Here is a 13,264-nt window from a genome sequence, read left to right on the forward strand (position 1 = left end):
CATGGAACGCCTGCAGCCCCCGTTCCCCGATCAGGCGCCGCTCCCACCAACTCCCCCAGGTGGCCGCAGCGGAGGCACTGAGACCGGACGGGGGCCGCAGACGTTCCAGGACTCCCATGGACACCGCCGAACGCCCCACGGTCCGGTTCATCGCCGGCCGCCGCATGCAGTGCAAGGACATCCCCGACGAAGTCCTGTGCGACGCCGTACGCCGCGTGCCGGTGCCCCGCGGCCCGGGGGCGGTGCCCTGGCGGATGTCGTGGGACGTGCAGGCCGCCCTGGAGGAGGTCACCGGCCCGGTGCCCGACCGGCTGTTCCTCGCCAAGATCAGGCGGTTGTTCGCCAAGGGGCTCCTGGGCGGCTGCGACTGCGGATGCCGCGGCGACTACCACCTCACCGAGGAGTGCCAGAACGGCACCGCCGGCTGCGGGTACTGCCCCTGATCAAGGCGGCCCGGGACGGTAGGCGAGCAGGGCGTGCACGGTGCGCGCCATGGCCGCCCCGACTTCCCCGACCCCCGCCGTGGCCGCCGCGCAAGCCGCCGTCGAGCAGCGCTCCGGAGTCCGCTCCCGCATCGCCTCCCGTGAAGCCGACCTGCTCCTGCGGGCCCCCGTGCCGGCCCGGCGCGCCGTCCTCAAGACGCTCGACACCCACGACCTGAGCCACGTGCTCACCGAGGTCGAGCGGGAGACCGGCACCCTCTACGGCCTGTGGGCGGACTCCCCGAGCGGGTTCATCGAGGACGTGCTGGGCGAGTCGATCTGGAGCAAGCAGCGCGACATCGTTGACGCCGTCCCCTTCCACAAGCGGATCGCCGTCCCCGCAGGGTTCGGCGTCGGCAAGACGTGGATCGCAGGCCGCTTGGTCGCGTGGGCGGGCGCGGTGAACCCGCCCGGGACGATGGTCATCGTCACCACCGCGACTCGCTTCCGGCAGGTGCGCAACCAGCTCTGGCCGCACATCAGGAAGACGGTCGCCCGCGCGGGCCTGCCCGGGTGGTGCGACACGACGCAGTGGAAGATGCCCGACGCCTACGGCAACGACGTCGTGGTGGCCTACGGCTTCACCGCCCCCGAGGGCGACGAGGCGGCCATGCAGGGCATCCACGGCACGCCGAAGCTGCTGATCGTCGTGGACGAGGCCGGAGGTATCGCCCGCAGCATCGGCGCCGGTACGAACAACCTCTTGACCGGTGACGCCCGGATGCTCGCCATCGGCAACCCGCCGGCCGACGACCCCCGGTCCTGGTTCGAGGGCCTGTGCGAGGAAGGCGACGACCCCGAGGAACCCACCACCGTCACCGTGCCGATCGCCACGTTCGACTCCCCCGCGATCACCAAGGAACGCGTCCCGTTCTGCAACGACTGCCCCCCGGGCGTCCCGCAGCACTCCCTCGCGATCCACCTCCCAGACATGGACTGGGTCGACCGCACGATCAGGGAGTACGGCGAAGACCACCCGTACGTCCAGGCCAAGGTGTACGCCCGCTTCCCCAAGGGCGGCGGCGGCAAGGTCATCCCGATCACCTGGGTCGAGGACGCCCAGCAGAACGAGGACCCGACCGGGCCCGGATGGGCGCGCCTGTGCGACCTCGGCCTGCCCGGCGAGACGGCCACGCACACCGTCAAGCAAGGCGCCTGGGTCCGCCTCGGCGTGGACGTGGCCGCCGACGGGGGCGACGAGTTCACGATCTACCGCATCGTCGGCGACGCGATCGAGCACCGCCACCACTCCAGCGGCGCCGCCAACGACAACCAGGTCAAGGTCGCCGCGAAGATCCTGGAGGAGATCCACGCCGCGGAGCGCCTGGCGCAGGCCCTCGGCTCCACCGCGAAGGTGCACGTCAAGATCGACAAGAACGGCCTCGGGCACGGCGCCGTCGGCATGCTGGAGGTCTGGGGGCAGAACGGCAAGCACAACAGCGAGATCATCGGCGTGATGGTCTCCGAGTCCCCCGACCGCGACGACCCGGGCGCCGTGATGCGGCCCTTCCGCAAGCGAGACGAGATGTGGCTCGCGTCCCGGGCCCTGCTCCAGCCGGACCCGGCCACCGGCTCCGGCCGGCTCCGCCTCCGCGTCGACCGCCAGGCCGCCATCCAGCTCACCACGCCGAACCTCGGCAACAACGCCGGCGGCTACTCGGTGGTCGAGTCGAAGAAGCAGATGAAGGCCCGCGGCATGAAGAGCCCGGACCGGGCCGAGGGCATCCTCCTCGCCGTCTACGAGCCGCACGTCCGCCGCCGCGGCCTCATCGCCTGAGACGCAAGCCCGCCCGGCCCGGCACCGTACGCCTCCCGCCGACACCCCGTCGGCCCACACCCAAGGAGGAGCCTTGCAGAAGGCCGTCGCCCTCGACACCGCCGTCTACCGAGCCGGCGGAGACCCGGACAAGCAGTACGTCAACGTCTTCGTGACCATCAGCGGGCCGCGTGACGCGCTGCTCGACCTCACCGCCGAGGAGCGCGAGGCGCTGCTCATCGGCGCCCTCGAAGGCATGGGCGCCGCCCTCCCGGAGAAGTACGACGTGGCCGGCTCCCTCACCTACCAGGAGCGCGTGGCGGTCACCTTCGAGGAGGACACCGAGCCGGAGCCGGAGCAGCCCGCCGGCGAGTGACCGACGACGCGGGCGCACCCACAGGGCTCCGGCCCGGGGTGCGCCCGCGCACTTCGACGGCCGAATCTGCGGCCTTCGAGGGCTGGCTGAGGAGCGACCCGTCATCATGGGGGCATGTCCACCGCTGCCGAGTCGCCCGCCGCGCCGTCCCTGGCCGCCCTCAAGCGCGCCGTGGACGAGCTGTGCGCCCTTCCCAGCGAGCAGATGGGCTCCTCCCGCAAGAAGCATCTCCGGGCGCTTCAGGGAGCCTTCGAGCGGGCCCTGACCAAACACGGCCTCGTGCCCGACGCGTACGACGACCTGACGTCCCTGCTCTCCGGCCCGTCCGTCACCGAGTTCCTGCGCCTCGCGAGCGAAGGCCGCATCCGCGGCGACGACAAGACCGACCGCGAGTCCGACGCCCAGATCCGCGCCCGCATCCGCGCCATGGAGATCATCGCCCAGCACACCCGCACACCGTTCGAGCGGCCGGAGATGCCGCCGGCCCCCGCGCTGGCCCCGGTCGTGCCCCCGGTGACCCGGTCCCTGCTCCTGGAGCACTTCAAGGGCCAGGTCAAGCGCGACATCAGCGAACCGTTCCGCGTCCGCTTCCTCGCCATGTACGGCATCGTCCTCGACACGGCCGCCAGCTCCGGCACGCTCGCCGAGCAGCACGTCGCGCACCTCGCCCGCGACCTGTCCACGGTGCGGATACAGCGCCCTCGCCAGGGCCGCATGGCCGAGCCGCCCCCCGTCGAGGAGTGGGAGCTGTCGCCGGCCACCCGCGACGCCCTCAACGCCTATCTCCCGCTGCGGGAACAGCTCACCCGGCGGCACCAGCAAGAGCGGCAGCACGAGCAGAACGCCGTCAAGCACCTGTGGGTGTCCCTGGAGCACAACACCCGGCAGCTCCCCGACGGCACGAAGGTCACCGAGCCGCCCGGCATGCGGCTGCGGGCTCGCGGCGTCCAGCGCGTCTTCTTCCGGGCGGCCGAAGCCCTGAACAGCGAGATGGAGCAGCTCCTGGAGGAGCGCGGCGCGCCCCAGATCGGCAGCGAAGTGCCGGAGTGGTCGCCGATGCCGACCCGCCTCGAACCCCTCCGCCGCGCCGTCGAAGACGAGCTGCGTCAGCGCGAAGAAGAGCACGGCGGCGTGCAGCAGGTCATCGTCCTCCGCGGCCGGACCGCCTGACCTCGGAAACGCCGACGGGCCGCCGGGCGGACGGGGAAGAACCCCATCGGTGCCCGGCGGCCCGTCAGACCGCGTTCATCAGGCGCGGATGTACGACCCCGACACGGTGATGATCTCCGCGTCCGTCACACCCTCGGCGTCGCCGTAGAGGTGGGTGATGTTCTGCACGGCCGCGCCGTTGGAGGTGCCGGTCACGCGCAGACGGTCGATCGACTTGCCGTCGCTGCCCGCGTAGATCTGGGCCTCGCCCGTCCACACGCCGTGGTCCGCGCTCCGGCCGTCCAGGGAGAGCTGGAAGACCGTGCGGGCGCCGGTGACCTTGGCCGGCACCGGCAGGGTCAGGCCGAACCCGGCGTCGCTGGCCGAGTTCGTCTCCTTCCGCGCCACGATCATGGCGGTGAAGGTGACGACGCCGTTCGCATCGACGAACTCGCCGTCGCTGGTGGTGCCGTCCGTGCCCTGGACGTTCGTGAGCTTCGGAGTCCAAGAAGTCATGCAGAGTCCTTCCGTAGTGAAGCCTGCCGGTCCGGCAGGCGGGAAGGACTGTGCGGGTTGGGGAGGGCTAGCGTCCCGGCACGCTCGGCGACCGGGCAACGAAAGGGCCCGGTACCGACGGGGGATGCGGTACCGGGCCTATGGCGCACTCTACTCCGTGATCATCACACCGCTGGGAGTCTCGCCTGAAGTGACGCCGCGGCGGCGTCGAGCGCGGCGTGCAGCTCCGGCAGCAGCGACAGCGCCGCCTCGATGTGGTCGGGGCCGGCCTTCGGGTCCGCCTGCACCGCAGCGAACGCCTCCAGCGGCGTCATCGGGACGAGCCTGCGCGTCCACAATGCGCTCGCCCGACCGCTGGCGTACCGGTCGGTCAGGGCCTCGATCGGCGTCAGCGGCGGGGCGCCCTCGCCGCGCAGCAGCGGGGCCAAGCCCCGCTCCGTGACCTCTCGGCAGATCGCGTCACCGTCACCGAAGCACGACGGCTGCCGCTCAGAGGCTTTCACCAGACGCTCGGCCAGGGCGCGCTCGCGGTCGTCGCTCGGGCCCGGGTTCTTCAGGGTGTCCAACAGCCGGCGGGCGTCGTACACGCTGACGCCGGCGCTGTACGCGTCCTCGCCGGGGTCGCCGTCGCGGACGTAGCGGATCGCGGCGACGGCCCAAGCCGTGTCGGTGTACTCGCGCCGGTAGCCGACTCCGTCCAGGGCCTCCTTGTCGAGCTTCGCCGCGGCCCGGCGGACCGCGGTCTCGGTGGGGCCGTCCCGCCAGAAGAACGTCCACCGCTTGGGGTGCGCGTACTCGTCCAGCTCGGCCTCGATCTGCCGGTCGCGCGGCAGGCCGTACTGCTCGGTGAGCTTCCAGGCGACCTTGCGCAGCCGCTCGGCTCGCCGCGGAACCGCCATCAGGCGTCGTCCCCGAACAGCTCCTGCTTGAAGCGGCGGGTGCGCTCTGCGTCGGCGCGGATCTGCTCGACGGCCTGCTCGTTCTCCAACTTCTCGATGGGGAAGAGCGTCGGCCCGAGCCGCCCGCCGTGCCGCTGCGCGAACGCGGTGATGAGCTGCACGGTCCGGTGCGAGTCCACGATCGGATCGTGGTACACCGACCCCTTCTCGCCGTCCTCGTACGTCACCGGCTCGCTGATCTTGCGCTCGAAGGTGTCCAGGGCGGACCTCAAGGAGCCGATCTTCTCGTGGACGGACCGCCAGTTCCCATCCTCCGCGTACCCGACCAGCGCGGAAATGCGGTCGAGGACGTACGCGAAGTCCTCGGCGATCACGGCCTCCCGATCCGTGGCGCCGAGAAGTTCGGAGAGGCGGGGCTGGTCGGTCATCACGGGCCCTTCGATGCTGTCCAGTTGGAGCAGCCAGTCTTCCACGGGCGATTCCGGGCCGAGTACACAATCCGGTCTTCGCCCCGGCTCACCAGACCTCGGCCGCCGGCCAGAGCTTCAGGCCGTCCAGCGGTTCGAGGACTTCGGCCGCCGACCCGGCCTCGTCCAGCGCCGCGCAGCCGGCCTTCTTCTATCAACCTTGATAGTGCAGACGGCGCAGGCGCGCCCCTGCGCCGCGCCCAGCGCCGCTTCTATCAACCTTGATTGAGGGCCCGGGTCCCAATCGCGGCGATCGAGGACGGCGGGTGCTCGTCCGGCGGCCACGGCCCGTACCGTTCGAGGGCCTGGCGCACGATCCGCGGGGCCGACATCACCCGCTTCACCAGCTCCTCGCGCTTGTCGTACTCCTCGGGGGTGTAGTCCAGGGAGTTGTACAGCAGCCCCAGCTCCTCCATCTCCTTCAAGGGCTCCTCGCTCACCCGGATCGACGCCGTCCGAAGCTGCTTGAGCAGGGACAAGGGCAGCTCGTACGTGCGCGTGATCAGGAAGCCCGGGTAGTTCTTCCCGATCCCCCGGCCGGCCAGCGTCGCGAACTCCTCCTCCATGGCCGTCAACGGCTCCCACGGACCAGCCAGATCGTCCTCGACAAGCCGCTGTCGAACCGCCCGCTCGACGTACTGATCGAGCGTGGGCCACAGCTCGGACCGGCGGCGCCGGGCCTCCAGCCGGGCCTCGTCCCGGGTGATCCCCCCGTTGCTCTCCTCGACCAGGTCGTGCACCCACTCCGCCATCGCCCGGCGCTGCTCCTTGCGCAGGTCCGTGAAGCGCTTGGCGTGCTCCACGTCGATCGCGAACGTGCACTTCTCCCGCCGCTCCCCCGCCTCCACGGACCCCTCGCTCACGCCGTCTCCTCTATCAAGGTTGATACCGGCGAGCCGGCTGCGCGCCGCCGTCCTGCGCAACGAGCGCGCTCCCTCATGGTGGCGTTCCGAACCGCACCCGGAGGCCGGAACGCCACAACTCGCCGACGAGCTACTGCAACGGATGAGCCGCGATCCACTCGTCCAGGGCCTCGCCCTGAGCCCAGATCAGCGGCCGGGCGTCCAGCCACCCCTCGGTGTCGCCCTCCCCCGACGGGGTGCTGGCGTACGACTCCAGCCGGTCGATGATGGCGTACGCGTCGGAGTAGAAGCCCTTCGGCGCCGCGGGGTCCGCGTTCATCGCCTTCCGGATCTTCCGCACGTCATCCACGTAGTCCTGGACGCGCACCGCGCAGCCCTCACGGTCGGCGTCGACAGCCGAACCGTTCACACACCCGATGTCGTGGGTCGCCCACCACTCCATCGCCTTGTCCCACTGCGCCTTCACCGGCTCCGCAGGCTTCTTCGCTGCGGACGCGGTCGCCTTCGGCTTGCTCTCCGCGCCGGCGTCACCGCCGCACGCCGCAGTCCCCGCCATCGTCACGGCCGCGAGCAGCACGGCCGCGACCTTCCCCCACCCCTTGGTCATGGCGGAGATCATGCCACGCAGAACGCACCACGGCGGTCGCGGGGGAAGTGCCTCCCGCGACCGCCGGTGTCCTGGTCTCTACGCCCCCGCCCACGGCAGCGTCCCGGGCGGCTGACGCCGCCTCACCCGCCGATCGTGACCGACTCGGAGTCCTCGACGGCCGTCGGCACCTTGGCGACCGGAAGCCGCGGCGCGGTACGGAACGCCATCGCGCGCCCGTGCTTCCCGGCCTCCTCCACCCAGCCCTTCCGCCGCCACTGCCCGAGCGGTCCGTTCACCGACGACCGGGCCGCGAACTGCGGCAGGTCGAGCGCGACCAGGTCGTCCACGGTGATGCCGCGCGGGCCGGCCTTCTCGATGGCCTGCCACAGCGCCGCGTGCCGCTCGTCCGCGATCTCCGACCCGTCCGGGAACGTCGGGACCGCGCGGAGCAGCGGGCGACCGCCCCCGGGACCGCCGGACGGCGGCGTGGGGCGCGAGGGAGGCGTCGGGTCGTCGTCGGGGTCCGGCGACGGCTCCGGGTGCTCCCTGGCCTCCGTCGACTCCTCCTCGCGGGCGTAGCGGTGGCTCGTCGCCGCCACGTCGTCCTCAGTCATCCAGTACGCGCGGGCATCGACGGGCTCTTGGTGCTCGCGGTCCCACCGCAGGAACTTGCCCGCGAGGTCCAGCTCATCCAGGCACCAGCCGTCCCCGTACGCCCCGGGGCCGAAGATCAAGTTGGAGGTGGTGGACTCCTTCGCGCCCAGGCCGATGCGCACCTGGTACTGCTGGCGGCCGTCGGTGGAGCCGCCGAACACGCGGTTGCTCGGCGACTGGGTGGCGCACACCAGCGTGATGCCGACGAAGCGGGCGACCTGGAGCAGCGACTCGATCAGCTTCGCCGCCGCGGGCACGCGACGGATCAGCTCGGCCAGCTCGTCAATGAACACGAACCAGGCCGGGCCGTGCTTGCCCGGTATCCACTTCTTCTCGCCCAGCTCGGCGAGCAGCGCACCGCGCCGCTCGACCTCCGCCCAGACCGTCTTGAGGAGCTGCATGGCGCGGCTCGGCGTGTCCGCGAGCGCGAGGGCGCTGCGGCGCCACGGGCCGAACTCCACCGCGCCGGGCTTCATGTCGATCAGCAGGGCCTCGGCGTCCTCGCAGGCCACCGCGTACGCGATGAGGACGCTCTGCACTCCCGACTTGCCGTTGTCGGTCGCGCCGCCGATCAGGGTGTGGTTGTACAGCAGCGGGATCAGCACCGGCTGGCCGTACGCGTCCACGCCGAGAACGGCCGGCTCCGTGCACGTCCTGGTCGACGGGCCCGGCCAGGGGATCGGCGAGGCCAGCGGGTCGGACTCGTACAGGTACGCCACCAGCTCGTTGTCGTGCTCCCCCTTGGCCAGGCGCAGCTTCCCGGGCAGCCCAAGGTTCGTGGCGAGCTGGTCGCGCCGCGCGATCACCTTGTGCGGGGAGGTGTCCCGGCCGGGCGGCAGCACGATGACGGCGCGCCACCCGAACCGGGTGTACTCCAGCGCGGTCACGTCCACCGCGGGCACGGAGAGCATCGCCACGAGGGCCTGCATGAGCGCGGTCTCCTCGCGGGTGGCCCCGGTCAGGCCCGGCGCGAGGGTGTTGGTGCCCAGGCCCTCGGCGGCCACGCCCGCCTTCGCGGCCTTCACCTGGAGCGCAAGCTGATCCCGGCGGGAGCGGACGAGCCACGGCACGTACGCGGCGTACGCCCCGCCGGTCACCAGAGCGCTGGCGATCAGCGAAGGCACGGACGGGCCGAGAGCGGCACCCACCCAGGCGTCCGCCATCACGGCCGTGCTGCCGGCGCCCGCCGTCGCGAGGGCCTTGTGCTTGTGCTTCAGCCCCCCGGCGGCCAGCGCGCCGGCGGCGAGCGTCGCCAGCCCGTACACGCCGTGCTCGGGAAGGCTGACGCCGTCGACATGGTGGAGCCAGGACAGCCCCGTCAGGCTCGCGGAGGCGGCTGCGGGGGCAACTTCAAAGCGGCGGCGCGCGCACCAGCGGCACGCCTTGCCCAGCGCGTGCGCGGTGCCGAGCGCGGCGCGCGCGAGTATCGAGTCGTGCGGAGGCACAGCAGTCTCCCCGGGAAGTGACGTGACGTGGACGGCGGAGAAAACCGCAGGTCAGGTGTTCGTCACGTCACATGAGGACGGGGAGCCGAGGCCGGAAGAGATCGCGGAGACGCGAGGCATGGTGATGCCCTCCTGGTCGAGTTCGGAGCGTTGAGACCGCGGGCGCTCGCTCGTGCGCCGCAGTCGGCCGGCCGGAGGCCGGTGTTCAGTTATGGGGAGAAGCCTACCGGCCTTGATCGGCAGACGCCCGAGCCCAGTTGTAGGGGTAGGGGATCTCCTCGGTGCCGTCCCACAGGAACGTGCGGATGCCAGCCGCGGGGACGTGGAGCTCGGCCACGACTTCGCGCATCAGCTCGTGCCGCTTCTCCGGCTCGGTCGCCGTCCACTTCAGGGCCGCGATCTCCCGCTGGGCGTAGGGCTGGAAGGGGCGGTACTCGGCGGTGGTAGCGATCAGCCGAAGCCGGTCGAAGGGCGTGTAGGTCTTCAGCAGGTCGTTCGTCAGCGGGAACGCCTCCCGCCCGGTGAGGATGGTCAGGCGGACCGGGGCGCACGGCGTGGTGCGCGCGCACGGACCCGCGCTGACGGAGACCTCGGCGCAGTACTCGCAGACGGCGCCCTCGCCGTACAGCAGGGCCTTGACCGTCCGGGCGACGTACCGCCAGCCCGTCGGCGGGACCATCGGCCACGAGACGCCGGAGACCTGCTGCCTGCTGCCGTACTTCACCCCGTCGTGGACGACGTCGCCCTCCACCATCATCGGCGCGGGGAAGTCGAAGCTCATCCGCGCAGCTCCAGGATCAGGGTGGTGGCCTTCTCCCAGCAGTCGCCGCAGGGCTGGCCGGCGGAGCCGCACACGATGTCCGCGACGCGCGGTAGGAGCCGCGTGTTCAGCGTCGGGCCCTTGATGAGCTGCACGGCGGCGTCGGCCTTCCGCAGGCACGAGTTGCAGGCCCTCGTCTTGCCCTCGCGCCGGCCGCAGACCGTCAAGGACGCCTCGCGCAGCAGCTCGGCGCGATCGGTGGTGGTGGCTGTGCTCACGATGTCTCCCCAGAGCACAGCCCCCTGCATGAATACGGGGTCGGCGGGCGCCGACGCAGGGGGCCGTGCACGGGATAGACGGAGTGGCCCGCCCGTTCGTTACACCGCGGCGTACGGGTCCGGCAGCGGCACGGCCCGCACCCAGCCGTCCTTGCCCTGGTACTCCATGCCGGACGTGGCGTGCACCGTCACCGGTACGGTCTCGTCGTCCAGGCGGACGACGAGGTACTGCCCGCGGGTGTCGATGATCGCCCCCGGGCGGCCTTCGTGCCGGACCCGGAGCCCCAGGTCGACGCGGACGCCGATCCGGTGCTCCAGCTTGTAGTACGAGCGGATGTGGTCGAGGTCCCCGTGCTGGCGCTCCGCGACCGCGAAGAGCGCCTGGCACGCCCGACGTCGGCACCGCGCGGCCGTCTTGACGTCGTACGCGTCGAGGAACAGGTCATCGCAGAGCATGATGCCGCTCGGGTCGCATGCGGCGGCCAGCTCACCGAGCTGTCCGCCGGCGTTGGTCGTCAGCCGGGTGGAGAACACCGCGACATGTACGGCCTTCACATAGCGGGTGTCCGGCCGGGAGTAGAAGGAGGCGTCCCGGTACAGGGCAGCCAGCTCACCGCCCCGAAGGACCGGGGCACCGTGCGGCACCCCGGCCTTCACCGCGTTGTCCACGGGCGCCGGGCGGCGCTCCATCGGCGTCAGCCCGGTCACCGGTCCTCGCCCCAAGCTGCGTCGACAAGGTCGGGGTCCGGCTGGACGAGAGCCGCAGCCCGCTCGTGCCCGGCCGCGCGGAGCTTCGCCGCGATCTCCGTGTCGCGCAGCGCGAGCAGCGCATCCGCGTACGTCGGCACCAGCTCCGACCGCAGCCCGGCCTCCTCGAACGCATCCACCGCGCGCTGCCAGGCCGTCCTCTCCTCTTCGGGCTCAGACACCTGCGTTCTCCTCCCCCTGGTCGATGATGACCAGCGACATCCTGATGTGTGCGCCGTCCTGGCGCCTTCCTGCACGGGGGTCAACGCCCGTCACCACCGCGGCGTTGTCGTCCTCGAACACGCCCGCGTCCTGGAGGCCGTCCACCGCTGCCTTCGCCGAGAGCGCCCAGTTCGACGGGTCGAAGACCCTCGTGCGAGCCTTCGGCTGCACGACGTAGACCACCCGAGCCCGGGTCAGCCGGGGTACGCGCTGCTGGCGGGCGAGCACGGCCGTGGCCTCCCGTATGGAGGCGGTGAGCCGCTGCCGCCGGCTCCAGTGGCCGCGATCGTTCGCGTTGATCAGCTCGGTGTCGGGCAGGTCGAGGACCCAGTGCCGGGCCGCCCCGATCTCCCGCCCCGAGTCCCATTCGACGTACGCCGTCGCGCTGGCGGTGGACCGGGAGCGGGCCTTAGCCAGCTTCTGCTTCGGCGAGCGCGCGGCGTCGAGCCGGGCCCGAAGGCCGGGGTAGCGCGCGGCCTCCTTCGCGCTGATACGGAACACGGGGTCACGCCTCCTGGTCGGGGCGGTCATCCTGCTCCGCCGCGGCGGCTTCCGTCTCCCGGTGCACCTTCTGCTGCACCTCGGCCATGTGCTGGTCGAAGCCCTCGTGGTGCGCCGCGCCCGTGTACTGGCGCGGGTCCATCCAGTCGCCCGCCTCGCAGCCGGCCGCGTACAGCTTCTTCTCGGCGCCGAACAGGCTCGTCGTGGTGCCGACGGCTTCCAGCACGAGCCGGTGCTTGCGCCGCGGGCCCTCCATCAGGGGGTCCTCGGTGTAGTGCATGGTCTGTCCTCTCGGAGCGTTGCGGGCCCGGCGCTCGCTCGTGCAGCCGGGCGGTGGAAGGGCGTTACGCCCTGGTGGCCTTCGGGTCGGGGACCTCTACGAGGTGCCCGAGGCCAAGTCGGATGACGTCCTGGGCGGCTCGCGGCAGGCCGTAGGCGTCAACGTACCCCCGGCACATGGCCGCCGGCGTACCTGCCGGGACAGCGGGCGGCACGGTCGAGTGACACACCACGTGTCCGTCGGCCGCGCGGGTGTCCCCCACGAACTGCTTCAGCCGCCCGGGGCGAAGATCCGCGTTCTTCCCGTCGGGGTTCAGGACGCACGTCCCGCAGCGGTCTTCGAGTATCCGGATCTCGCCCGTCTCCGGGTCCGCCACCTGCGGTTTCTCGTCACTCACTCGTCCTCCAGGCACTGCATGGGGAGGTTGAGGGAGCTGGTGAACCGCGGGTAGTTCCCGATGAGCGGGGTGGTGTCCCGGCCCAGCAGGAAGACGGTCGTGGTGTGCTCGAAGTGCTGGCGCGCGCGGTGGTAGGCGGCGGCCTCCGCCGTCAGGAACCGTCCGGCGGCGGTCGAGTACCTGGTGGACTCGGTAGTGCAGGTCAGCAGCTCCGCGAGGGCCTGGTCGAGCGCGAGGAACCAGGTGTTGAGGGCATCACCGTGGTCCGTGAGCAGGCTCTTCGCGGCGGCCGGGCCGAACGCCGTCGCCGCGGCGCCCATCTCGGCGGCCGTCGTCTCCATGATGGCGTCGGGGATGCCCTCGATCGCCTTGCGGTAGCCCATGATGGCCGTCAACTCGGAGGCGGTGAACGGCTCGGTGTCGAACTCGTGGTGGCTCAGGGTGTCGTCGTGCACGGGGTCAGCCTTCCACGGCGGCGGTGAAGACGGGGATGAGGTCGGCCGCCATGCGGTAGCCCTCGACCTTCTTGTTCTGCGGCTTCTCGCGGCCGTAGTCGGCGGTGACCGGCGCGGGCATCCCGGAGGGCCAAAGTCCGTCGACCACGCCCTTGGTGAGGGTCTTGGTCAGGGAGATGGCGGGGCCGGCGAGGTCCCGGTTCATGTCGCGCAGGTCGGCCGCCGCCCGGTACCCGCCACCGTGGAGGACGTCGTGCAGCAGCGTGCGGGCGGCCGGCGTGGCGATGCGGACGAAGTCCTTCGCGCGCTCGACGGTCCACTGCCGATCGACCTCGATCGTCAGATCATCCGCGTGCTCGGCGATGAGCGCGAGCAGTCCCTCCTCGAATGCGGGCGATGCGCCCCTGATCACGAAATCCACTGCGATC

Annotated in this window: 19 protein-coding genes; 4 read left to right on the forward strand and 15 right to left on the reverse strand. The window is 71.6% G+C overall.

Going from position 1 to position 13,264, the window contains the following annotated elements; genetic code table 11:
• Nucleotides 1-116: 116 nt before the first annotated feature.
• From C6N75_RS00540 to C6N75_RS00555, 4 genes are all read left to right on the forward strand, one after another.
• Complete coding sequence (locus C6N75_RS00540; protein WP_105866831.1) at nucleotides 117-443, forward strand: hypothetical protein; 327 nt, start codon at nucleotides 117-119, stop codon at nucleotides 441-443.
• 49 nt (nucleotides 444-492) lie between these two features.
• Nucleotides 493-2,259, forward strand: a complete 1,767-nt coding sequence (locus tag C6N75_RS00545) for a hypothetical protein (RefSeq protein ID WP_105866832.1) — start codon at nucleotides 493-495, stop codon at nucleotides 2,257-2,259.
• Nucleotides 2,260-2,332: 73 nt separating this feature from the next.
• Complete coding sequence (locus tag C6N75_RS00550) at nucleotides 2,333-2,614, forward strand: hypothetical protein (protein ID WP_105866833.1); 282 nt, start codon at nucleotides 2,333-2,335, stop codon at nucleotides 2,612-2,614.
• Between the two features lie 114 nt (nucleotides 2,615-2,728).
• The gene (locus tag C6N75_RS00555) at nucleotides 2,729-3,784 is read left to right on the forward strand and encodes a hypothetical protein (RefSeq protein WP_105866834.1); all 1,056 of its coding nucleotides are present in this window, start codon (nucleotides 2,729-2,731) and stop codon (nucleotides 3,782-3,784) included.
• 78 nt (nucleotides 3,785-3,862) lie between these two features.
• Here the strand turns inward: C6N75_RS00555 and C6N75_RS00560 are convergent, their stop codons facing one another.
• The 15 genes from C6N75_RS00560 to C6N75_RS00630 all read right to left on the reverse strand — a co-directional run bounded on the left by C6N75_RS00560 (nucleotide 3,863) and on the right by C6N75_RS00630 (nucleotide 13,248).
• Nucleotides 3,863-4,279, reverse strand: a complete 417-nt coding sequence (locus C6N75_RS00560) for a hypothetical protein (RefSeq protein ID WP_105866835.1) — start codon at nucleotides 4,277-4,279, stop codon at nucleotides 3,863-3,865.
• 164 nt (nucleotides 4,280-4,443) lie between these two features.
• Complete coding sequence (locus C6N75_RS00565) at nucleotides 4,444-5,178, reverse strand: hypothetical protein (RefSeq protein WP_105866836.1); 735 nt, start codon at nucleotides 5,176-5,178, stop codon at nucleotides 4,444-4,446.
• Entirely contained in the window at nucleotides 5,178-5,651 is a 474-nt protein-coding gene (locus tag C6N75_RS00570) for a hypothetical protein (RefSeq protein ID WP_105866837.1), read from the reverse strand. The genes C6N75_RS00565 and C6N75_RS00570 overlap by 1 nt, the downstream gene beginning before the upstream one ends.
• Nucleotides 5,652-5,860: 209 nt before the next feature.
• The gene (locus C6N75_RS00575) at nucleotides 5,861-6,508 is read right to left on the reverse strand and encodes a hypothetical protein (protein WP_105866838.1); all 648 of its coding nucleotides are present in this window, start codon (nucleotides 6,506-6,508) and stop codon (nucleotides 5,861-5,863) included.
• A gap of 130 nt (nucleotides 6,509-6,638) precedes the next feature.
• Nucleotides 6,639-7,115, reverse strand: coding sequence for a hypothetical protein (locus C6N75_RS00580; protein ID WP_146132449.1), 477 nt, complete (start codon nucleotides 7,113-7,115; stop codon nucleotides 6,639-6,641).
• A gap of 122 nt (nucleotides 7,116-7,237) precedes the next feature.
• Entirely contained in the window at nucleotides 7,238-9,196 is a 1,959-nt protein-coding gene (locus C6N75_RS00585) for an FtsK/SpoIIIE domain-containing protein (protein ID WP_105866840.1), read from the reverse strand.
• 223 nt (nucleotides 9,197-9,419) lie between these two features.
• Nucleotides 9,420-9,977 (reverse strand): hypothetical protein, encoded by a 558-nt coding sequence (locus C6N75_RS00590; RefSeq protein ID WP_105866841.1) that lies wholly within the window; start codon nucleotides 9,975-9,977, stop codon nucleotides 9,420-9,422.
• Nucleotides 9,974-10,234 (reverse strand): hypothetical protein, encoded by a 261-nt coding sequence (locus C6N75_RS00595; RefSeq protein WP_105866842.1) that lies wholly within the window; start codon nucleotides 10,232-10,234, stop codon nucleotides 9,974-9,976. Before C6N75_RS00595 ends, C6N75_RS00590 begins: the two co-directional genes overlap by 4 nt.
• Before the next feature lie 99 nt (nucleotides 10,235-10,333).
• Entirely contained in the window at nucleotides 10,334-10,942 is a 609-nt protein-coding gene (locus tag C6N75_RS00600; RefSeq protein WP_105866843.1) for a hypothetical protein, read from the reverse strand.
• A complete protein-coding gene (locus C6N75_RS00605; protein ID WP_105866844.1) occupies nucleotides 10,939-11,163 on the reverse strand; it encodes a hypothetical protein in 225 nt (74 codons plus the stop codon). The genes C6N75_RS00600 and C6N75_RS00605 overlap by 4 nt, the downstream gene beginning before the upstream one ends.
• Nucleotides 11,156-11,704: a RusA family crossover junction endodeoxyribonuclease gene (locus C6N75_RS00610; protein ID WP_105866845.1), complete on the reverse strand. Its 549-nt coding sequence runs from the start codon at nucleotides 11,702-11,704 to the stop codon at nucleotides 11,156-11,158. The genes C6N75_RS00605 and C6N75_RS00610 overlap by 8 nt, the downstream gene beginning before the upstream one ends.
• A 4-nt stretch (nucleotides 11,705-11,708) precedes the next feature.
• Nucleotides 11,709-11,984 (reverse strand): hypothetical protein, encoded by a 276-nt coding sequence (locus C6N75_RS31955; RefSeq protein ID WP_105866846.1) that lies wholly within the window; start codon nucleotides 11,982-11,984, stop codon nucleotides 11,709-11,711.
• 64 nt (nucleotides 11,985-12,048) lie between these two features.
• Complete coding sequence (locus C6N75_RS00620; protein WP_105866847.1) at nucleotides 12,049-12,381, reverse strand: hypothetical protein; 333 nt, start codon at nucleotides 12,379-12,381, stop codon at nucleotides 12,049-12,051.
• On the reverse strand, nucleotides 12,378-12,836 hold the full coding sequence (locus C6N75_RS00625; RefSeq protein WP_105866848.1) for a hypothetical protein: 459 nt from the start codon (nucleotides 12,834-12,836) through the stop codon (nucleotides 12,378-12,380). The genes C6N75_RS00620 and C6N75_RS00625 overlap by 4 nt, the downstream gene beginning before the upstream one ends.
• Before the next feature lie 4 nt (nucleotides 12,837-12,840).
• On the reverse strand, nucleotides 12,841-13,248 hold the full coding sequence (locus C6N75_RS00630) for a hypothetical protein (RefSeq protein WP_105866849.1): 408 nt from the start codon (nucleotides 13,246-13,248) through the stop codon (nucleotides 12,841-12,843).
• Nucleotides 13,249-13,264 lie beyond the last annotated feature (16 nt).

It is taken from the genome of Streptomyces solincola (assembly GCF_002982015.1).
GTDB classification, from domain to species: Bacteria; Actinomycetota; Actinomycetes; order Streptomycetales; family Streptomycetaceae; genus Streptomyces; species Streptomyces solincola.

Excerpts from the sequence above, each read along its gene's own strand:
- C6N75_RS00580 (WP_146132449.1), bottom strand. The coding sequence starts at position 7,115 with ATGACCAAGGGGTGGGGGAAGGTCGCGGCCGTGCTGCTCGCGGCCGTG.
- C6N75_RS00540 (WP_105866831.1), top strand. The coding sequence starts at position 117 with ATGGACACCGCCGAACGCCCCACGGTCCGGTTCATCGCCGGCCGCCGC.
- C6N75_RS00590 (WP_105866841.1), bottom strand. The coding sequence starts at position 9,977 with ATGAGCTTCGACTTCCCCGCGCCGATGATGGTGGAGGGCGACGTCGTC.
- C6N75_RS00565 (WP_105866836.1), bottom strand. The coding sequence starts at position 5,178 with ATGGCGGTTCCGCGGCGAGCCGAGCGGCTGCGCAAGGTCGCCTGGAAG.
- C6N75_RS00555 (WP_105866834.1), top strand. The coding sequence starts at position 2,729 with ATGTCCACCGCTGCCGAGTCGCCCGCCGCGCCGTCCCTGGCCGCCCTC.
- C6N75_RS31955 (WP_105866846.1), bottom strand. The coding sequence starts at position 11,984 with ATGCACTACACCGAGGACCCCCTGATGGAGGGCCCGCGGCGCAAGCAC.
- C6N75_RS00560 (WP_105866835.1), bottom strand. The coding sequence starts at position 4,279 with ATGACTTCTTGGACTCCGAAGCTCACGAACGTCCAGGGCACGGACGGC.
- C6N75_RS00545 (WP_105866832.1), top strand. The coding sequence starts at position 493 with ATGGCCGCCCCGACTTCCCCGACCCCCGCCGTGGCCGCCGCGCAAGCC.